We start from the raw sequence: 18,381 nt of genomic DNA, 5'->3' as shown, positions 1-18,381 counted from the left end.
GACGATGAGCAGCGCCGCTCCGCAGCACGAGACCTTCCTCGACCGCATCGGCATCCCGCACTCCCTGCGCTGGGGCTTCCTCGGCGTGCTGGTCTTCATGACCGGCAACGGGACCGAGTCCAACTTCATCTCCCCGCACATCGAGGCGGTGCTCGGCTCGCCCGAGGCCACCGTCGCGACGATCATCACCGGCTACAGCCTGGCCGTGCTCGTCGCCAGCTACCTGTCCGGCGCGCTGGCCGACCTGTGGGGTCCGCGCCGCGTCATGACCCTCGGCGTCGCCGTCTGGGTCGTGTTCGAGGTGCTGTTCCTGCTGAGCCTGCAGATCGGCAGCCTCCCGCTGGTCGCCGCCACCTACTTCCTGCGCGGCTTCGGCTTCCCGCTCTTCGCGTTCGCGTTCCTGGTGTGGATCAACGTCGTCACGCCGTACTCGCGCAACGGCGTCGCCGTCGGCTGGTTCTACGTCATGTTCACCGGCGGCCTGCCCACCCTGGGCTCTCTGTTCGCGCTCGGCATGATCCCGGCCTTCGGCGGGGGCACCGGCGGCGAGACCGCCGCGATGGTCGGCTCGACCGCGCTCGTCGTCGCCGGGTACCTGATCGCCCGCTTCGGGGTGCACGAGCCGCACGCCACCCGTCGGCTCGCGCCGGCGGGGGAGACCACGGGCCAGGTGCTCAGCGCCGGGCTGCGGCTCACCGCGGCCAACCCGAAGATCCTCATGGGCTTCCTGGTCCGGCTGATCAACACCGCGCCGCAGTACGGCATGTTCATCATCCTGCCGACCGTCATCGCGGTGGACCTCGGCTGGGGCCAGAGCCGCTGGCTGACCATGACCGTGTTCGTCTACGCGACGAACATCCTGGTCAACGCGGTGTTCGGGGCCGTCGGCGACCGGTGGGGCTGGCGCCGCACGGTGCAGTGGTTCGGCGTCTTCGGCTCCGCCGTCGGCCTGCTGCTGTGGTGGTACGTCCCGCAGCTCGTCCCGGCCGGCTCGACCTGGGGCTTCTGGGTCTCGGTCGCCGCGGGCTGCGTGTTCGGCTGCCTGCTCGCCGGGTTCGTCCCGATGGGCGCGATCATGCCCGCGCTCGCACCCGACCACAAGGGCGCCGCGATGGCCATGTACACGACCGCCGCGGGCGGTGCCGCGTTCCTCGGGTCCGGCGTCGTCGCGCTGATGCTCGGGGTCGGGGCCGGGAACGTCGGTGTCGTGTGGGCCTTCGTCGCCCTCTACGCGGCCGCCTTCGTGATGGTCTCGTTCCTGAACGTCCCGCAGGACGCCCCCGAGCCGCGCGCCGCCGTCGCGACCCCGGTGAAGGAGACCTCGTGACCAGGATCTACGACGACCCCGCCACGTTCGCCGACGACCAGCTCGACGGCTTCCTCGACCTCTACGCCGACCGTGTCCGAGGGGTGCACGGCGGCGTGGTCGCCCACCGTGGCGACGGCGGCCCGCAGGTCGCCGTCGTCATCGGGGGCGGGTCCGGCCACTACCCGGCGTTCTGCGGGACGGTCGGGCCGGGGATGGCGCACGGCGCCGTCGTCGGCAACATCTTCACCTCGCCGTCGGCGGCCCAGGCGTACTCGGTCGCGAAGGCCGCCGACCAGGGCCGCGGTGTGGTCTTCAGCTTCGGCAACTACGCCGGCGACACGATCAACTTCGGGATCGCGGCCGACCGGCTGCGCGAGGAGGGCATCGACACCCGCATCGTGGTCGTCACCGACGACGTCGCCTCCGCCGACGAGGAGTCGCGGCGCCGCGGGATCGCCGGCGACTTCACCGTGTTCAAGGCGATGGGCGCCGCCGCCGCGCGCGGTGCGGACCTCGACGAGGTCGAGCGGCTCGGCCGGGCCGCCAACGCGGCCACCCGCAGCCTCGGCGTCGCGTTCACCGGCTGCACGATGCCCGGCGAGGACGAGCCGCTGTTCTCGGTGCCCGAGGGACATCTCGGGCTCGGCCTGGGCATCCACGGCGAGCCCGGCATCCGCGACGTCCCGATGCTGCCCGCCCGCGAGCTGGCGGAGCTGCTGGTCGACGACGTGCTGAAGCACGCGCCCACGGGAGCGCCCGGCCGGGTCGGGGCGATCCTCAACGGGCTGGGCACCACGAAGTACGAGGAGCTGTTCCTGCTGTGGCGTCACGTCGCGCCGCGGCTGCGCGACGCCGGGTACGAGATCGTCGACCCGGAGGTCGGCGAGCTCGTGACCAGCCTCGACATGGGCGGCTGTTCGCTCACCCTGATGTGGCTCGACGACGAGCTGGAACCGCTGTGGCGGGCGGACGCCTACACCCCCGCCTACCGCAAGACCGCCGCACCGCTGGCGGCGCTGCGCGAGCCGACCGCCGACGAGCTCGCCGAGGCCGACGCCGTCGTCACCGCGCCCGCGGCGAGCGATGCGGCCCGGGACGTCGCCGGCGCCGTCCGCGCCGCGCTGGCGGCGGCGGAGTCGACGATCCGCTCCCACGAGCACGAGCTGGGCCGGATCGACGCCGTCGCGGGCGACGGCGACCACGGCCGCGGCATGCTCAAGGGGATCACCGCCGCCACCGCCCGGGTCGGCGAGCTCGGCGACGACGTCGGCGGCGGCTGGGTGCTCCAGCAGGCCGGGCAGGCCTGGGCCGAGCGCGCCGGCGGCACCTCCGGGGTGCTGTGGGGCGCCGCGCTCGAGGCGTTCGGGCGGCACCTCGGCGACACCGCCGACGGCTACCCGGCCGCGACCGTCGCCGCCGGCGTCCGCGGGTTCGCGACGACCATCGAGCAGCTCGGCGGCGCACGGGCGGGGGACAAGACCCTGCTCGACGCGCTGCTGCCCTTCGTCGACGAGCTGGAGCGCCGGGTCGGCGACGGCGATCCGCTCGCCGGGGCGTGGGCCGCGGCCGCCGAGGTCGCCACGGCCCGGGCGCGGGACACCGCCGACCTGCGGCCCCGGATCGGCCGGGCCCGCCCGCTGGCCGAGAAGAGCGTGGGCACACCCGACGCCGGGGCGGTCAGCCTCGGCCTGATCGTCACGGCCGTCGCCGACGTCCTGACACCGCAGGAGGAGCAGACGTGAGCGAGAAGCTCCGCATCGTCGTCGGCGCGGACGACGCCGGGTACGAGTACAAGGAGGCGCTGAAGGCCGACCTGGAGGCCGACGACCGCGTCGCCGAGGTCGTCGACGTCGGCGTCGGCGCGGACGGGCACACCGCCTACCCGCACATCGGCGTCGCCGCGGCACGCAGGGTCGCCGACGGGCAGGCCGACCGCGGCCTGCTCATCTGCGGGACCGGGCTGGGCGTCGCGATCTCGGCGAACAAGGTGCCGGGTGTCCGCGCGGTCACCGCGCACGACCCGTTCTCCGTCGAGCGCTCGGTGAAGTCCAACAACGCGCAGGTCCTCTGCATGGGCCAGCGCGTGGTCGGGCTGGAGCTGGCCCGCACGCTCGTCGACGGCTGGCTCGACCACCGCTTCGACCCGGGCAGCGCCTCGGCGGAGAAGGTCGCCGCGCTGGACTCCTACGACCGCCGCGACGGTGACCGGCTCGCCGAGGCGGGCACGGTCGGGACGGACTGCTGATGTTCGATCTCACCGGTTCGGTCGCGCTGGTCACCGGCGCGGCGTCGGGCATCGGCGCCGAGGCGGCCCGGGCGCTCGCCGGGCAGGGCGCCGTGGTCGCCGGTGCGGACCTGCGCACCGACGGCGTCCCGGAGGTCTGCGCGTCGGCGCACGTCGTCGACGTCGCGGACCCCGACGCGGCCCAGGCCTGCGTCGACGAGGTCGTCGCCCGGCACGGCCGGGTCGACGTGCTGGTCAACTCGGCCGGGATCGCGCTGCTCGCCCCGGCGCTGGAGCTGGGGGTCGACGACTGGCGCCGCACCCTGGACGTCAACCTCACCGGGTCCTGGCTGATGGCGCGGGCCGCGGGCCGGGTCATGGTGGAGTGCGGGTACGGGCGGATCGTGAACCTCGCCTCGCAGGCGGCGAGCAGCGGGCTGGAGCAGCACGCGGCCTACTGCGCGTCCAAGGCGGGGATCACCGGGCTGACCCGCACCCTCGCCGTCGAGTGGGGGCCGTACGGGGTGACGGTGAACGCGGTGTCGCCGACGGTCGTGCTCACCGACCTGGGGCGGGCGGCGTGGGACAACCCGGCCGGGGACGCCCACCGCGCCGAGATCCCGGCGCGGCGGTTCGCGGAGCCGTCGGAGATCGCCGCGGCCGTGGTCTACCTGGCCTCGGCCGAGGCCGCGATGGTCAACGGCGCCGAGCTGCGGGTCGACGGCGGGTTCACGGCCCGCTGAGGACGGCTGCCGAGAACGCCCGCCGATCGTCGTCCGCGCGATCCGGCGGCTCCACGCGGGGTTCACCTCGGTCGGGTCGGATGGGGGCCATGAGCACGCTGCTGGTCTCGCTGTCCGGCCTGACCGACTCCGACGACGCCGACCGCGCCCGCGCCGCCGCGTTCGCCGCGGAGCTGGACCGGCGCGCCGTGCCGCTGACCCACCTCGTGCAGCCCAAGGGGCCCGACGGGCCGCTGCGCCGCGGCGACGACCTGGTCCGCTGGATCGCCGGCCGCGTCCGCGCCGGGGACGACCTGCTCCTGCACGGTTTCGACCACACGAGCGACCCGGTGGGCGCCTGGCAGAACGGCTCCGTGCCGCGGATCGGGCGCCGCACCGAGTTCGGGGCGCTGCCCCGGCACGAGGCGGGCCTGCGGCTGACCGGCGCCCGGCGGATCCTGCTCGCGACCGGGCTGTCCACCGACGGCTTCGCCCCGCCCGGCTGGATCGCCTCCGAGGGCACCCTCGACGCGCTCGCCGACCTCGGCTTCGGCCTCTGCGCCGACGAGACGACCGTCCGCGCGACCGGCGGTCCGGTGCTGCGCTCGCGCGTGCTGACCTTCCGGGCGTCCGAGCCCTGGCGGGGCGGGCGCCGCGCCGGGGAGCGCCGCCGCGGACGGGCACTGGAGCAGCAGGCCGTGCGCACCGCCGAGCGCGGCGGGCTCGTCCGGCTCGCGCTGCGGGCCAAGGACCTGCGTCGCGAGCACCGCGTCGAGGCCGCGCTGGCCGCCGTCGACGCGGCGTGCGGGGCGGGCGCCGTCGGCGCCGTGCACCGCACGCTGTTCCCCGCCGCGGCCCCGGCCGCCTAGGAACTCCCCGGCGATCGGCCCGGTTGTCCACAGTGTGTGCTCTCCTGTGGACAACCGGTGCCACCTGTGGACAGGTGTCAGGCCCGCCGCTCGCCGAGCACGCAGAACTCGTTGCCCTCGGGGTCGGCGAGCACCGTCCAGGACACCTCGTCGGCCGGGGCCCGGTGCTGGCCCACGTTGACCCGGGTGGCACCCAGCATCAGCAGCCGGGCGACCTCGGAGTCGCGGACGCCGTCCGGCCGCAGGTCGATGTGCAGGCGGTTCTTGGTCCGCTTCCCCTCCGCGACCGGCACGAAGATCAGCCCCGGGACGACGCCCTCGGCGGGCTGGATCTCGAACTCCGTCGCCGAGGCGTTCACGACCGTCCAGTCCAGGGCCTCGGCCCACCAGCGGCCGAGCCGGACCGGGTCCCGGGCGTCGACGACGACCTGCTCCCACTGCAGGGCCATCAGACGTCGACCGCCGTCTCCCGGTCGGGGACCAGGAGCGTCGTGGCGTCGGGCCCCAGGTTGTCGAAGAACCGGTAGTGGAGCGTGGGGTCGGCGAGGGTGCCCTCGTGGATCGGCACCACCGTCCGCGGGGCGACCGACCGCAGGTAGTCGACGGCCTCGGACACCTTCAGCCAGGGGGCGCCGGTGGGGAGCAGCAGCGTCGCCAGCTCGTCGACGCCCGGCGGGACGTACGCGTCGCCGGGGTGGAGCAGCGCGCCGTCGACGAGGTAGCCGTTGTTCGCGACCAGCGGGATGTCCGGGTGGATCTGCGCGTGGTCCCCGGACCCGACGACGGACACCTCGGCGCCGCCGAGGGCCAGCACGTCGCCGGGCGCGGCGGTGCGGGCGTCGATGCCGTCGAGCTGCCCGGCGGTCTGGCCGTCGGTGACCAGGGCGGCGTCGGGGTTGGCGCGCAGCAGGGTGCGCAGCGCGTCGGCGTCGACGTGGTCGAAGTGCTGGTGGGTGACGAGGATCGCGTCGAGGCCCTCCAGGCCGCTGAACCCGGAGGAGAAGGCACCGGGGTCGAACAGCAGGCGTGCGGCTCCGGTGTCGACCAGGACGCAGGCGTGGCCGTAGTGCGTCAGCTTCATGGGCACAGCATCCCGCCTCGCGGCGGCGCGGCGCCCGGCGGCCGCGCCGACGAGTTCGGGTGGCCCGGCACGCCGGCGGAGTTCGCGGTCCGGCTGCGCGAGCCGTCCGGCTGAGCGGTCTTCCCGGCCGACGGCGTCAGCCCCCGGTGTGCGCCATCAGCACCGCCCGTTCCTCGGCGGCGGTCAGTCCGGCGGCCCGTCCGCGGTCGAGACCGAGCTCGCGTTCCCACGCCAGCGCCGCCCGGGCTGTGGCGGCGAGCGGGCGGGTCTCCAGCCCGGCGGCGACGGTCGCGGTGACGTCGCGGTCGGCGATGCCCCAGTGCGTCTCCGGCAGCCACAGGGGCAGCGATCGCGGGCCCGCCCAGATCGCGACGTCCAGCGACCGCAGGGTCTCCCCGGGCACGCGGACCAGCTCGAGGTCGTCGGCGCCGACGGCCTCCGCGGTCGCCGCGAGCACCCGGTCCAGGGTGGACCGCGGACCGGTGCCGTCGTGGGTGCCCGTGGCGCCGGTCTCGGCGCGCGCCACGACCCAGGCCGCCAGGTCGTCGACGTCGACCACCTGCATCGGCTGCGCGGGCGCGTCCGGCACCACCACCCGGCCGCCGCGGGCGAACCGGTTCGCCCAGTAGCCGTAGCGGTCGTGCCGGTCCCCGTGCCCGCACAGCAGCCCGGCGCGGACGACGTGCGCACGGTCGCCCGCCCGCTCGCGCACCGCGTGCTCGCTGCCGACCTTCGCCGCGCCGTAGACGTCGGGATCGGTGCGGGACCGCTCCGGGCCGGGTTCGTCGTGCAGCGGCGCCAGGGTCGGCTGGTCGACGGTCCCGCCACGCACCGCCGGGTCGGCGTAGGCGTTGATCGAGGACACGAACGTCCAGTGCCCGAAGCGGCCGTCCAGGGCGTCGAGGGCGTCGCGGACCCAGGGCGCGGACATCGTCGCCACATCGACGACGGCGTCGGCGGTCCGCCCGTCCAGCGCCGCGGCGAGCGACCCGGGCCGCGAGCGGTCCGCCACCAGCACCTCCGCGCCGTCCGGCGGCGCCCCGGACACACCCCGCGACACGCACGTCACCGCATGCCCGGCCGCCAGTGCGGCCGCGGCGACCGCGCGCGAGAGGAAGACCGTCCCACCCAGCACCAGGAATCGCATGCGCCGATGGTGAGGGCACGCACGTCGAGTTGTCCGCCCCGTTCACCGTAGGCTGACCCCGTGGCCAGAGTGGTGGTGGACGTGATGCCCAAGCCCGAGATCCTCGACGTGCAGGGTCAGGCCGTGACCCGGGCGCTCGACCGGATCGGTGTGTCCGGCGTGAGCGGGGTGCGGCAGGGCAAGCACTTCGAGCTCGAGGTCTCGGACGGCATCGACGACGAGACCCTGCACCGGCTCGCCGGCACGCTGCTGGCGAACCCGGTGATCGAGGACTGGACGGTGACCCGGCTGTGAGCACCCGCGTCGGTGTGATCACCTTCCCGGGTACCCTGGACGACGTCGACGCCGCCCGCGCGGTCCGCCGCGCCGGCGCCGAGGCCGTCCCGCTGTGGCACGGCGACCACGACCTGCAGGGTGTGGACGCCGTCGTCGTGCCGGGCGGGTTCTCCTACGGCGACTACCTGCGCGCCGGCGCGATCGCGAGCCTGGCGCCGATCATGACCGAGGTCGTGGCCGGAGCCGGGCGCGGTCTGCCGGTGCTCGGCATCTGCAACGGCTTCCAGATCCTCTGCGAGGCGCACCTGCTCCCCGGCGCGCTCGTCGCGAACGCCGGGATGCACTTCCTGTGCCGCGATCTCGAGCTGACCGTGGAGAACGCGCAGACCGCGTGGACCCGTGACTACACCGCGGGGGACCGGCTGACGATCCCGCTGAAGTCGCAGGAGGGCCGCTACGTCGCCGACGCCGCGACCCTCGACGAGCTGGAGGGCGAGGGCCGCGTGGTCTTCCGCTACGCCGAGCCCGCCCCCAACGGCTCGACCCGCGACATCGCCGGCATCACCAACGCGGCGGGCAACGTGGTCGGCCTCATGCCGCACCCGGAGCACGCGACCAGCGAGCTGACCGGCCCGTCCGCGGACGGCCTCGGCCTGTTCATCTCGGTGCTGGCCCGGGTCACCGCCTGACCCGCCGACGAGGCACGGCCCGGCCGGCGGTCCCCGCGGACCACCGGCCGGGCCGTCTCCGTGTTCAGCCCGGGATCTCCGACGCCGGGGCGGCCGTCGTCGCGGCGAAGCCGGCCTGCGCCTGCTCCTGGGTGGGCGCGACCACGTAGATCGAGAACCGCTTGTCCGCGCAGAGCGCGACGGCGACCGCGTTGCGGCTCAGCGTCGGTCCGCGGGAGAAGAACGGCCCCTGCACGGTGGCGTCGTCGCCGGAGCTCCAGGTGTCCGAGCCCGGAGGCAGCGAGGCACCCGCGCGGACGTGGTCGTAGAAGGCGCGGGCGTCGCCCGCGTCCGACCACATGTCGTAGAACACCGTCGCGCCGTCCGCGGGGTCCTCGCAGCGGATCGAGGCGATCGAGGCGTAGCCGGTGTCGTCCGCGGGGACGGTCACGCAGCCGGGCGCGGCCGCGGAGCCGAAGACCTGCCGCAGCACGGTGAGGTCGGCCTCCCGGTTGGGGATCGGCGTGGTCGCGGCCGGTGCAGCCGACGCCGGTGCCGCCGCGGGGGCCGTGGTGGGTGCCGCGGCGGGCGCGGCCGTGGGGACCGGGGGAGCGGTCCCGTCGTCCGGGTCCTCCAGGGCGGTGCCGACGACCATCAGCGCGCCGAAGCCCAGCACCACGGTGGCGAGCACCGCGGTCACCGCGACCAGCGCCGGGTGGGTGCGCCGCCGCGGCTGCGGCGGGACCCACGGGCCCTGCGGCCCGGAGTACGGGCCGCCGAGCCCGGCCGGGGCGGCGAGGCCGGGTGGGACGCCGTGGCCGCCGGGCGGGGTCGCCGGTGCCGCCCACGGGCCGTGGGCCGCGTTGTCGTGTCCCGCCTGTCCCCACGGCGGCCGCCCCCACAGCGCGGCCGTCCCGCCGGGCCCGGTGCCCCCCTGCACCCCGGGCGCGGTCCCGGCCGGAGCCGGGACCGTGCCCACGGACGCCGCGACCCCCGCCGCGGCGGGCACCGTGCCCGCCGCGCCCGCGGCCCCGGCGGCGACCGGGACCGGCCCCGACCCCGGGGCGGCGACCCGGACCGGCAGGGAACCCGGCGCCGGGGCCTGGGACGGGGCGCCGGACAGCACCCGGGTCGGCCCGGAGGCCGTCGACCGCTCGGGATCCGCACCCAGCGCCTGCGCCAGCGAGGCGGCGAACTCCGGCGCCGTCGCGAACCGCTCGTCCGGGTCGACGGCCATGCCGCGGACCAGGACGTCGTCGGCATCGGCGAGCTCGGGGCGCACCGCGGAGATCCGCGGCCGCTCGGCGCTCAGGTGCTGGTACATCAGCGCCGGCCCCTCGGCCCGGAACGGGGCGGCACCGCTCAGCGCCTCGTAGGTGAGGCAGGCCAGCGCGTACACGTCGACCCGCCGGTCCGCGGCCGCGCCGAGGAACAGCTCGGGGGCCATGTAGGCCAGCGTCCCGATCGCGGTGCCCGTCCCGGTCAGCGCCGTCCCGGTGCCGGCGTCGGTGGACTTGGCGATGCCGAAGTCGACGAGGTAGGCGAAGTCGCGGTCGCCGTCGGCGAGCAGGACGTTGGACGGCTTGACGTCGCGGTGCACCAGGCCGTCGGCGTGCGCGGCGTGCAGCGCATCGGCGACCTGCCCGACCAGCCGGACGACCCGGTGCGGGTCGAGCGCGCCCGACTCCCGGACGGCCTCGGCGAGGTCGCGCCCGGCGACCAGCCGCATGTCGATGAACAGCCTGCCGTCGATCTCGCCGACGTTGTGGATCGGGATGACGTGCGGCGACGACAGCCGCGCCGCGGTCCGCGACTCGCGCTGGAACCGCGACCGGTACTCCGGCTCGTCGGCCAGCTCCGGGCGCAGCCGCTTCAGTGCGACCACGCGCTCGGTGCGCGTGTCGTAGGCCCGGCTGACCTCCCCCATGCCGCCCCGGCCGAGGACCCCCTCGATCCGGTAGTGACCGAACATCTCCGCCACCGCGCCCACCTCCACCCGTGCCGTCGTCGCGGTGCTGTCGTCACCGTGTCGGGGAGGGGGACGCCGGGCGCGCGCCCGGCGTTTCAGCGTCGACGACACCCGTCCCGGACCTCACCCGGACGGAGCAGGTCGGCGGGGCGGCGAGCCGGTCGTCGAGCGCGTCGCGCAGCTGCTGCGCCCGCCCGGTGAGCTCCCGCACCGCGCCGGCCCGCCGCTCCGCACGGGCGGTGGCGTCGCGGCGGCGTCCGGCGTCGCGGCGGTGCTCCTCGGCGACGGCCGCGCGCCGCTGCTCCAGCTCGGCGCGACGGGCGCCGAGCAGCTCGTCGACGGTCTGGTCGACCGTGGACCGCCAGGTCGCGACGGCCTGCTGTGCGGTCAGCACCATCTCGCCCGCGGCCGCACCGACGACGTCGTTCACCCCCTTCGTCAGCGCGGTCCGGGTGTGCGCGGCCTCGGTCAGCCGTCGCTTGTGGACCAGGAACACCCCGGCGACGGCGACGCCGACGGCCACCGGTCCGGCGAACGCGAGCCCCACGCCCAGACCCAGCAGGTGCGCCGAGGCGAAGCTGATGCTGCTGGCCATCATCACCGACGGCAGCCCGTCGGCGATCACGTCGACGCCCCGCGCGGCCGGACCGTCGGTGACGCGGACCGCGCCGTCGGGACGGGGCCGCCGGTCCAGCAGCCCGGTGTCGAGCCCGACCGGGGGCAGGCCGAGCCGCCGGACGTGCTCGGCCAGTCCGGTGGCCGCGAGGTCACGGGTGTCGGCGGCGATCTCCTCCCAGGCCGCGGTGAGCGTGCCCTCCAGCGCCTCCGGGAGCCGCTCCCGGTAGCGGCGCAGCTCCCGCAGCGAGTGCAGCCCGGCGATCTCGATCTCGTACGCCCGCCGGTGGCCCTCCATCCGCACCCGGGCGCGGCGGGCCGCCTCCTGGCCGAGGAACTGCTGGTCGATGCCGCTGCGACGCCGGGCCCGGCGCAGCTCGCGCAGCCGCTCGAGGTCGTCGTCGATGCCGGCGCGACGCCGGTCGAGCGCGTCGTCGTCCCCCGAGCCGACGGCGGCCTCGTCGCGGGCCAGGTCGTCCAGTGCGCGGGCGACGCCCTCGACCAGGGTGAGGACGGCGGCGGCCCGGGCCACGCGTCGTCGCCGGGACCAGCTCCCCAGCAGCGCGGTGAGCGCGGGCAGCCCGCTGCGCTCACGGCGGGTGCCGGCCCGGGCGTCGCGGCCGCGGGCGGCGAGGTCGTCGGCGGCCTCGGCCAGCGCCGCGCTCACCGGCACCCAGGGGGCCTGCTCCAGGCGGCGCGCGGTCGCGGCGTCGAGCCTGCCGTCGGCGACGGCGGCCGCGGTGAAGGTCGCGAGCCGGGCCCGGTTCTCGGCCAGGAGCTCCGGCCAGGCCGCGGAGTCGTCGATCTTGGTGAGGACGAAGGCGACCGACGGCACCCGGGCGGCGGCCTCGGCGGCGAACTCCAGCTCGTGCCGCAGCACCGGCTGGTCCTGCGCGCCGACGCACAGCAGCAGCCCGTCCGCGGTGTGCAGCGCGGAGACGGTGGTGTGCCGGTGGCCGAGGGTCAGGCCGTCCACGCCGGGGGTGTCGACCAGCCGCAGGCCCCGCAGCCGCTCCCGGGGCACGCCGACGACGACCTCGACCACCCCGGCCCGATCGGCGCCGTCCACCGCGACGTGCGCGGCGACCCGGTCCGCCGCGACGACCGAGCGGACCGGCCGGCCCGCCTCGTCGCGGCGGGTGACGGTCACGGCCGGGGTGTCGGCGTACTCCAGGTGGACCCGGGTCCCGGTGGCGACGTCGGCGTCGACCGGGAGCAGGTCGCGGTGCCCGCCCAGCGCGTTGAGCAGCCTGCTCTTGCCGCGGTTCTGCGCCCCCGCGACGACGACGGTCAGCACGTCGTCCTTCCACCGCCCGGCTGCGGCGGCGAGCGCGTCGCGCCAGTCGGTCAGGCCGGCGTCGGCGGCCTCGGTGTGGGCGCGGTTGGCCAGGGTCAGCACCGCGGTGACGGTGTCGGCGGGGGTGGCGGTCACGGGGTCTCCCGGGGTCGGGGGCCCGCGATCCGGTCGTAGAGGTCGCAGACCGCGTGCAGGGTGGCCCGCTCGGGGCCGGGCAGGGGCGCGGCGGCCAGGCGTCGCAGCCGGGTGGCGAGGCCCGCGGCGGCGGCCCGGCGCTCGTCGGGGGTCGCGCCGCGCAGCCCGACCGCGCGGTGTGCGGTGCGGGAACGGGCCAGCCGGGTGAGCGCGTCCCGGTCGTCCTGGGGCACCGACGGGTGCGCGGCCAGCGCCAGCAGCCGGCCCCGGTCCAGCGGTGAGCCGCCGGGCGCCGGTCCCGGGCGGGGCGCGGCGGGGCCGCCGAGGGAGTCGGCGATCGACTCCAGGACGGCGAGCACGTCGCGGGCCCGCCGCCCGCCGACCGTCCGGCCCGCGGCGTCGGCCACGGCCCGCCAGCGCGCGGCCGCGGCCCGCGCCCGGGCCACGACCTCCCCGGCGCCGGCCGTCGGGGGCAGCCCCAGCTGGGCGGCGACGTCGTCCTCCCGGACCATCCGCATCAGCTCGTCGGTCATCGGTCCGTCCAGGAGCAGGTCCCCGCGGGCGACGGCGGCGCCGGCGGCGGGCAGGGCGAGTGCCCGCAGCTCGGTCGCGATCCGCCGGTCGGCGTCGACCACCCGGTGCAGCCCGGCGACGGCGGCCCGGTCCGCCGGGTGCCGTGCGGGCTGTGCGGCGAGGCGGCGGATCCGGGCCACCGCGGCGTGCGCGGTGAGCCGGTGCGCGTGCCGCCGGAACCGGTCGACGGCCGGGCCGAGCCCGTCGTCGTGGCCGGAGGCGGCGAGCAGCGCGGCGTGCAGCGCGTCGGGCCCGGCGTCCGGCCGGGAGCGCAGCAGGTCGACCGCGACCCGGATGCCGTAGCGGTGCAGCCTGCCGGTCAGCGCGGCCCGCACCGGCGCGGGCAGGGCCGCGTCGAGGGCGGCGGCGGGGCCGTCGCCGAGGTCCGCGGTGAGGTCGGCCGCGCCGTGCCCGGTGAAGTCGTCGAGGTCCAGCAGGAGGTCGTCGAGCAGGTCGTCGTCGAGGGCGGCCAGCGCGCGGAGCCCGGTGAGCTCGGCGGGGCCCAGCAGCCGGCAGCGCGCGGTCTCGGCCAGCAGGCCCGACACCGGCGCGACGTCCAGCGCCACCCCGCGCAGCGCCGCCCGTGCCCGCCCGGCCACCCGGTGCGCGTCGGGCCAGGGGTCCCTACCCGGGACCCGGTCGACGTGGCTGAGCACGGCGGCGGTGTCGACGGCGGTCATCCCGGCCGCCCCGGACAGCGCGCGGAACTCGGCGAGCACGTCGGCGTCGAAGCGCTGCAGGTGGCGCAGCACGTAGACGAGCGCCTGGGCGTGCCCGGCGGCGTCGTCGCCGAACAGCAGCCGCCGCGTCGCCTCCTCGGTCGCGGCACGGACGGTGTCGACGCCCGGGGTGTCGATCACGGTGAGCACCCGCAGCCGCGGGTCGTCGAGCAGGACGCGCACCCGCAGCACCTCGGCGACCGGGCAACCGAGGTCCTCGGGCATCCGGCCGTCGACGAGCCGGCGCAGCACCGGAGCGCCGTGGCGCCGCTCGACGACCACCAGCCCGTCGTCGGGGCCGTAGGAGTACCAGGTGACGACCCGGGTGCACTCGCCCGCGTCGGCGGGGGCGACCGGGCGGCCGAGGATCGCGTTGATCAGCGTCGACTTCCCGGCGCCGACCGCCCCGGCGACCGCGAGCTGCAGCGGCCTGCCGAGCGTGTCGGCGATCCGGGTCAGCTCGGCGCGCAGGCCGGGGTCGTGGGCCCGACCGGCCGCGGTGCGGCACGCGGTCCGCAGGACGACGGCCGGGTCGGGCAGCCCGAGCAGCGCCCGGGTGTCGACGAGCGCGGTCGCGGTGGTCACGCCGCACCGTCCGGGGTCGCGTCGTCGGGCCCGGAGAGGACCCCGCCCGGCAGCAGTGCCGCCAGCTCCGGCCGGTACGCGGCGGCGAACGTCGTCGCGAACCGGTTCTCCTCGGCCGCCGGGTCGTCCGGCCCGGCGGTGCCGAGCAGCAGTCGCTGCAGCTCACGGTCGTCGTTCAGGTCCATCTCGCGCTCCTCGACAGTCCGCTGCAAGTCGCTTGCAAGCCCGTGGTCCGACGGTGCAGCGGACACCACGGACGAGAGGCACACCGACGATGACGACCACGACCGGCGCGACGACCCTGCTCCGCCCGCTGCACGCGAGCGACACCACCGAGCTGCTGGAGCGGGCCCGGGCCGGCGACGAGCAGGCCTTCCGCGCGCTGTGGGCGCCCGCCCACCGCCAGGCCCACGCGCTGTGCCTGCGGCTGACCGGCAACCGGGCCGACGCCGACGACGCGCTGCAGGACACCCAGATCGCGGTCTGGCAGAACCTCGACCGCTTCGACGGCCGCTGCCCGTTCACCGCCTGGGTGCAGGCGATCGCGCGCAACGCCGCCCGGTCGGTCCTGCGGGCCCGGTCGCGCCGCCCCGAGCCGGTCGAGGACCTCGAACCGGTCGGCGGGGCCGTCGACCCGTTCGCCGGGGCGGTCACCGAGGTCGACGCCGTGCAGCGGGCGCTGGGCCTGCTGCCCGAGAAGCACCGTGAGGCCCTGCTCCTGCGGGCCGGTGACCTGTCCTACGAGCAGATCGCGGCCCTGATGGGGGCGACCCCGGCGAGCGCGCGGGTCTGGGTCCACCGGGGCCGGCTCCGGCTGGCGGCCGAGCTCGGGCGCTGAGCCCCGGCCGTGCGGACCGGGTGGCTCCCCGGTCCGCACGACCTCCGGTCCGCGGGTCACGCGACGGAGAAGATCCCGCTGCCGGTCCCGCCGGAGGAGACGACGTCGTCGGCGCTGCCGTCCCCGTCGCCGTCGACCGCGACGGTGGTGGTGTCGAAGACCCCGTCGCCGTCGGTGTCGGTGAACACCGCGGCGCTCTCCAGGTAGCCGTCGCCGTCGGTGTCGGTCCGGCCGGCGTCGAACACGCCGTCGCCGTCGGTGTCGCGGACCTCGGTGTCGGCGACGCCGTCGTAGTCGGTGTCGAGCACGCCGTAGTCGGCCGCGCCGTCGCCGTCGGTGTCGCTCGCGACCAGGTCGATCTCGCCGTCGCCGTTCGTGTCGGCGAGCACCGACTCCTGGTAGCCGTCGTGGTCCAGGTCGGCGGCCCGCACGTCGTCGACGGTGGCGGTGGTGGTGTCGAAGTCGCTCATGGTGTTCCCCTCGTCCGTGGCCCGGTGGGCCTGTGCACGAGGGGATGCCGCGGGCGGCGGGTGCGTTTCACCCCGCTGTGGGGAACCCCGCCTGTGGGCCCCGGCACCGTGCAGGGACGCGGGCGGGGGAGCCCCGTCTACCCTGACCCCGTGACGCAGTCCCAGGTGCCGGTCGATTCCGTCAAGCACGCCGAGGCCACTCCGGAGCAGCCGCAGCCCTTCCGGGAGCTGGGGCTCAAGGACGACGAGTACGCCCGTATCCGGGAGATCCTCGGCCGCCGGCCCACCGACGCCGAGCTGGCGATGTACTCGGTGATGTGGAGCGAGCACTGCTCCTACAAGTCCTCCAAGGTCCACCTGCGCTACTTCGGTGAGACCACCACCGAACAGATGCGCTCGACGATGCTCGCCGGGATCGGCGAGAACGCGGGCGTCGTGTCCGTCGGCGACGGTTGGGCGGTCACCTTCAAGGTCGAGTCGCACAACCACCCGTCCTACGTCGAGCCCTACCAGGGCGCGGCGACCGGTGTCGGCGGCATCGTCCGCGACATCATGGCGATGGGCGCGCGCCCGATCGCGGTCGGCGACCCGCTGCGTTTCGGCCCGCTCGACGCCGACGACACCGGCCGGGTGCTGCCCGGCATCGTCGCCGGTGTCGGCGGCTACGGGAACTGTCTCGGCCTGCCGAACGTCGCGGGCGAGGTCGTCTTCGACCCGTCCTACGCGGGGAACCCGCTGGTCAACGCCCTGTGTGTGGGAGCGCTGAAGACCGAGGACCTGCACCTCGCGTTCGCCTCCGGCACCGGCAACAAGATCATCCTGTTCGGTGCGACGACCGGGCTCGACGGCATCGGCGGCGTGTCCGTGCTGGCGTCGGAGACCTTCGACTCCGCCGGCGGCGGCACCGGGCGGAAGAAGCTCCCGAGCGTCCAGGTCGGCGACCCGTTCACCGAGAAGGTCCTCATCGAGTGCTGCCTGGAGCTGTTCGCGGCCGGGCTCGTCGTCGGCATCCAGGACCTCGGCGGCGCCGGGCTGTCCTGCGCGACCTCCGAGCTCGCCTCCGCCGGTGACGGCGGCATGCACGTCGACCTCGACGCCGTCCCGCTGCGCGCCACCGGCATGACCGCCGCCGAGATCCTCTCCTCGGAGTCCCAGGAGCGGATGTGCGCGGTCGTCACCCCGGAGAACGTCGAGGCCTTCCTCGCCGTCTGCCGCAAGTGGGACACCATCGCCACCGTGATCGGCGAGGTCACCGACGGCGACCGCCTGGTGATCACCTCCCAGGGCGAGACCGTCGTCGACGTGCCGCCGCGCACGGTCGCCCACGAGGGCCCGGTCTACACCCGCCCGGTCACCCGCGACGACGCGAAGCAGGACGCGCTGAACGCGGACTCGCCGGAGGCGCTGCCCCGCCCGGAGACCCCGTCCGAGCTGCGCGCGGAGATCCTGCGGATGGCCGCCGCCCCGAACCTCGCGTCCCGGTCGTGGGTCACCGACCAGTACGACCGCTACGTGCGCGGCAACACCGTCGCCGCGCACGGCGCCGACTCCGGGGTCGTGCAGGTCGACGAGTCCACCGGCCGCGGCATCGCCGTCGCCACCGACTGCAACGCCCGCTTCGTGGCGCTCGACCCGTACGTCGGCGCGCAGCTCGCGCTGGCCGAGGCCTACCGCAACGTCGCGACCTCCGGCGCCGTGCCGCTCGCCGTCACCGACTGCCTGAACTTCGGCTCTCCGGAGGACCCGCACGTCATGTGGCAGTTCGAGCAGGCCGTGCGCGGTCTCGCCGACGGCTGCGCGGTGCTGGGCACCCCGGTCACCGGCGGCAACGTCAGCTTCTACAACCAGACCGGGACGACGGCGATCCTGCCGACCCCGGTGGTCGGCGTGCTCGGCGTGATCGACGACGTCACCACCGCGGTCCGGTCCGGGTTCGCCGGCGCCGACGGCGACACGGTCGTCCTGCTCGGCACCACCGCCGCCGAGTTCGGCGGGTCGGAGTGGGCGCACGAGGTGCACGGGCACCTCGGCGGACGGCCGCCCGCCGTCGACCTGGAGCACGAGCGGCGCCTCGCGCAGCTCCTCGCCGCCGCGGCCGCGGACCGGGCGCTGACCGGCAGCCACGACCTGTCCGACGGTGGCCTCGCCCAGGGACTGGTCGAGGCCGCGCTCGCCGGGGGCCGGGGCGCCCGCGTCGACCTGGCCGGGGTGCACGAGGACTCGTTCACCGCGCTGTTCGCCGAGTCCGCCGGACGGGTGCTGGTCACCGTGCCCGCCGACGGCGCCGAGGCGTTCCTGGCCCGCGCCGCCGAGGCCGGTGTCCCGGCGCTGCGGCTCGGCGAGACCGGCGGCGACGTCCTCGACCTGGGCGACGCCCTCGGTACGCTGGCGCTCGACGAGCTGCGCGCCGCCTGGGAGGGCACGCTCCCGGCGCGGTTCGGCGCCGTCTCGGTCTGATGTCCGACGTCCTCCTGGACTGGGTCGACGACGGGGTCGAGCCGGACCGGGCGACACGGAAGTCGGCGGTGAAGGCGTCGCTCGACGAGCTGGCCCGGCGCGCGCCGGGCCGCAGCGTCGAGGTGCGGGTCCCGCCGTTCGGTGCGGTGCAGTGCGTCGAGGGGCCTCGGCACACCCGCGGCACCCCGCCGAACGTCGTCGAGGCCGACCCGCGGACCTGGATCGCGCTCGCCGTCGGCCGCCTGACCTGGGACGACGCGCTCGCCGCCGGGCGGGTGTCGGCGTCCGGATCGCGGGCCGGCGAGATCGCCGCGTTCCTGCCGCTCCGCACGCCGTGACCGGACGGGTGCGGTGTGCGACCCCGACGTGACCCCTGTCCCCGTACCTGGGGATACGTGATCTCGGGGCGTACAGTCGTCCCCTGGTC

Annotated in this window: 18 protein-coding genes; 10 read left to right on the top strand and 8 right to left on the bottom strand. The window is 76.2% G+C overall.

The features are described from left to right. The first annotated feature begins 4 nt into the window (after positions 1 to 4). The 5 genes from ND486_RS05070 to ND486_RS05050 all read left to right on the top strand — a co-directional run bounded on the left by ND486_RS05070 (position 5) and on the right by ND486_RS05050 (position 5,124). On the top strand, positions 5 to 1,327 hold the full coding sequence (locus ND486_RS05070; protein ID WP_178374790.1) for an RbtT/DalT/CsbX family MFS transporter: 1,323 nt from the start codon (positions 5 to 7) through the stop codon (positions 1,325 to 1,327). After that, positions 1,324 to 3,051, top strand: a complete 1,728-nt coding sequence (locus ND486_RS05065; RefSeq protein WP_251783066.1) for a dihydroxyacetone kinase family protein — start codon at positions 1,324 to 1,326, stop codon at positions 3,049 to 3,051. The genes ND486_RS05070 and ND486_RS05065 overlap by 4 nt, the downstream gene beginning before the upstream one ends. Beyond that, a complete protein-coding gene (locus ND486_RS05060) occupies positions 3,048 to 3,554 on the top strand; it encodes a ribose-5-phosphate isomerase (RefSeq protein WP_251783065.1) in 507 nt (168 codons plus the stop codon). The genes ND486_RS05065 and ND486_RS05060 overlap by 4 nt, the downstream gene beginning before the upstream one ends. After that, complete coding sequence (locus tag ND486_RS05055; RefSeq protein WP_251783064.1) at positions 3,554 to 4,276, top strand: GolD/DthD family dehydrogenase; 723 nt, start codon at positions 3,554 to 3,556, stop codon at positions 4,274 to 4,276. The genes ND486_RS05060 and ND486_RS05055 overlap by 1 nt, the downstream gene beginning before the upstream one ends. 89 nt (positions 4,277 to 4,365) lie before the next feature. Next, positions 4,366 to 5,124: a DUF2334 domain-containing protein gene (locus tag ND486_RS05050; protein WP_251783063.1), complete on the top strand. Its 759-nt coding sequence runs from the start codon at positions 4,366 to 4,368 to the stop codon at positions 5,122 to 5,124. Between the two features lie 77 nt (positions 5,125 to 5,201). Here ND486_RS05050 and ND486_RS05045 read toward each other — a convergent pair whose 3' ends face one another. The 3 genes from ND486_RS05045 to ND486_RS05035 form a co-directional block, all read right to left on the bottom strand. Beyond that, positions 5,202 to 5,573, bottom strand: a complete 372-nt coding sequence (locus ND486_RS05045; RefSeq protein ID WP_251783062.1) for a VOC family protein — start codon at positions 5,571 to 5,573, stop codon at positions 5,202 to 5,204. Beyond that, on the bottom strand, positions 5,573 to 6,205 hold the full coding sequence (locus tag ND486_RS05040; RefSeq protein WP_208820596.1) for an MBL fold metallo-hydrolase: 633 nt from the start codon (positions 6,203 to 6,205) through the stop codon (positions 5,573 to 5,575). Before ND486_RS05040 ends, ND486_RS05045 begins: the two co-directional genes overlap by 1 nt. 136 nt (positions 6,206 to 6,341) lie before the next feature. Next, on the bottom strand, positions 6,342 to 7,352 hold the full coding sequence (locus ND486_RS05035; RefSeq protein ID WP_251783061.1) for an NAD-dependent epimerase/dehydratase family protein: 1,011 nt from the start codon (positions 7,350 to 7,352) through the stop codon (positions 6,342 to 6,344). A gap of 60 nt (positions 7,353 to 7,412) precedes the next feature. Here ND486_RS05035 and purS point away from each other — a divergent pair, with 60 nt between their 5' ends. Then, positions 7,413 to 7,646 (top strand): phosphoribosylformylglycinamidine synthase subunit PurS, encoded by a 234-nt coding sequence (gene purS / locus ND486_RS05030; RefSeq protein WP_251783060.1) that lies wholly within the window; start codon positions 7,413 to 7,415, stop codon positions 7,644 to 7,646. After that, positions 7,643 to 8,317, top strand: coding sequence for a phosphoribosylformylglycinamidine synthase subunit PurQ (gene purQ, locus ND486_RS05025; RefSeq protein WP_251783059.1), 675 nt, complete (start codon positions 7,643 to 7,645; stop codon positions 8,315 to 8,317). Before purS ends, purQ begins: the two co-directional genes overlap by 4 nt. Positions 8,318 to 8,381: 64 nt before the next feature. Here purQ and ND486_RS05020 read toward each other — a convergent pair whose 3' ends face one another. Genes ND486_RS05020 through ND486_RS05005 form a run of 4 tightly spaced genes read right to left on the bottom strand, consistent with a single transcriptional unit; the run spans position 8,382 to position 14,374 of the window. Then, on the bottom strand, positions 8,382 to 10,268 hold the full coding sequence (locus ND486_RS05020) for a serine/threonine-protein kinase (protein WP_251783669.1): 1,887 nt from the start codon (positions 10,266 to 10,268) through the stop codon (positions 8,382 to 8,384). Between the two features lie 49 nt (positions 10,269 to 10,317). Continuing rightward, a complete protein-coding gene (locus tag ND486_RS05015; RefSeq protein ID WP_251783058.1) occupies positions 10,318 to 12,312 on the bottom strand; it encodes a dynamin family protein in 1,995 nt (664 codons plus the stop codon). Further along, on the bottom strand, positions 12,309 to 14,189 hold the full coding sequence (locus tag ND486_RS05010; RefSeq protein WP_251783057.1) for a dynamin family protein: 1,881 nt from the start codon (positions 14,187 to 14,189) through the stop codon (positions 12,309 to 12,311). The genes ND486_RS05015 and ND486_RS05010 overlap by 4 nt, the downstream gene beginning before the upstream one ends. Continuing rightward, on the bottom strand, positions 14,186 to 14,374 hold the full coding sequence (locus tag ND486_RS05005) for a hypothetical protein (protein ID WP_251783056.1): 189 nt from the start codon (positions 14,372 to 14,374) through the stop codon (positions 14,186 to 14,188). Before ND486_RS05005 ends, ND486_RS05010 begins: the two co-directional genes overlap by 4 nt. 89 nt (positions 14,375 to 14,463) lie before the next feature. Between ND486_RS05005 and ND486_RS05000 the strand changes: the two genes are divergently transcribed. Next, positions 14,464 to 15,027, top strand: coding sequence for an RNA polymerase sigma factor (locus ND486_RS05000; RefSeq protein WP_251783055.1), 564 nt, complete (start codon positions 14,464 to 14,466; stop codon positions 15,025 to 15,027). 56 nt (positions 15,028 to 15,083) lie between these two features. Here the strand turns inward: ND486_RS05000 and ND486_RS04995 are convergent, their stop codons facing one another. Beyond that, positions 15,084 to 15,497, bottom strand: coding sequence for a hypothetical protein (locus tag ND486_RS04995; protein WP_251783054.1), 414 nt, complete (start codon positions 15,495 to 15,497; stop codon positions 15,084 to 15,086). A 150-nt stretch (positions 15,498 to 15,647) separates the two neighbouring features. Between ND486_RS04995 and purL the strand changes: the two genes are divergently transcribed. After that, positions 15,648 to 17,954: a phosphoribosylformylglycinamidine synthase subunit PurL gene (purL, locus tag ND486_RS04990; RefSeq protein ID WP_208820616.1), complete on the top strand. Its 2,307-nt coding sequence runs from the start codon at positions 15,648 to 15,650 to the stop codon at positions 17,952 to 17,954. Then, positions 17,954 to 18,292, top strand: a complete 339-nt coding sequence (locus ND486_RS04985) for a sterol carrier family protein (protein WP_251783053.1) — start codon at positions 17,954 to 17,956, stop codon at positions 18,290 to 18,292. The genes purL and ND486_RS04985 overlap by 1 nt, the downstream gene beginning before the upstream one ends. Positions 18,293 to 18,381 lie beyond the last annotated feature (89 nt).

It is taken from the genome of Pseudonocardia sp. DR1-2 (assembly GCF_023717215.1).
Classification (GTDB): domain Bacteria; phylum Actinomycetota; class Actinomycetes; order Mycobacteriales; family Pseudonocardiaceae; genus Pseudonocardia; species Pseudonocardia alni.
This window is presented reverse-complemented; position numbering and strand designations above follow the sequence as displayed.

Coding starts and splice junctions, on each gene's coding strand:
- ND486_RS05005 (WP_251783056.1), bottom strand. CDS start 14,374: ATGGACCTGAACGACGACCGTGAGCTGCAGCGACTGCTGCTCGGCACC.
- ND486_RS04995 (WP_251783054.1), bottom strand. CDS start 15,497: ATGAGCGACTTCGACACCACCACCGCCACCGTCGACGACGTGCGGGCC.
- ND486_RS05050 (WP_251783063.1), top strand. CDS start 4,366: ATGAGCACGCTGCTGGTCTCGCTGTCCGGCCTGACCGACTCCGACGAC.
- ND486_RS05000 (WP_251783055.1), top strand. CDS start 14,464: ATGACGACCACGACCGGCGCGACGACCCTGCTCCGCCCGCTGCACGCG.
- ND486_RS04985 (WP_251783053.1), top strand. CDS start 17,954: ATGTCCGACGTCCTCCTGGACTGGGTCGACGACGGGGTCGAGCCGGAC.
- ND486_RS05055 (WP_251783064.1), top strand. CDS start 3,554: ATGTTCGATCTCACCGGTTCGGTCGCGCTGGTCACCGGCGCGGCGTCG.
- ND486_RS05070 (WP_178374790.1), top strand. CDS start 5: ATGAGCAGCGCCGCTCCGCAGCACGAGACCTTCCTCGACCGCATCGGC.
- ND486_RS05035 (WP_251783061.1), bottom strand. CDS start 7,352: ATGCGATTCCTGGTGCTGGGTGGGACGGTCTTCCTCTCGCGCGCGGTC.
- ND486_RS05020 (WP_251783669.1), bottom strand. CDS start 10,268: ATGTTCGGTCACTACCGGATCGAGGGGGTCCTCGGCCGGGGCGGCATG.
- ND486_RS05045 (WP_251783062.1), bottom strand. CDS start 5,573: ATGGCCCTGCAGTGGGAGCAGGTCGTCGTCGACGCCCGGGACCCGGTC.
- ND486_RS05040 (WP_208820596.1), bottom strand. CDS start 6,205: ATGAAGCTGACGCACTACGGCCACGCCTGCGTCCTGGTCGACACCGGA.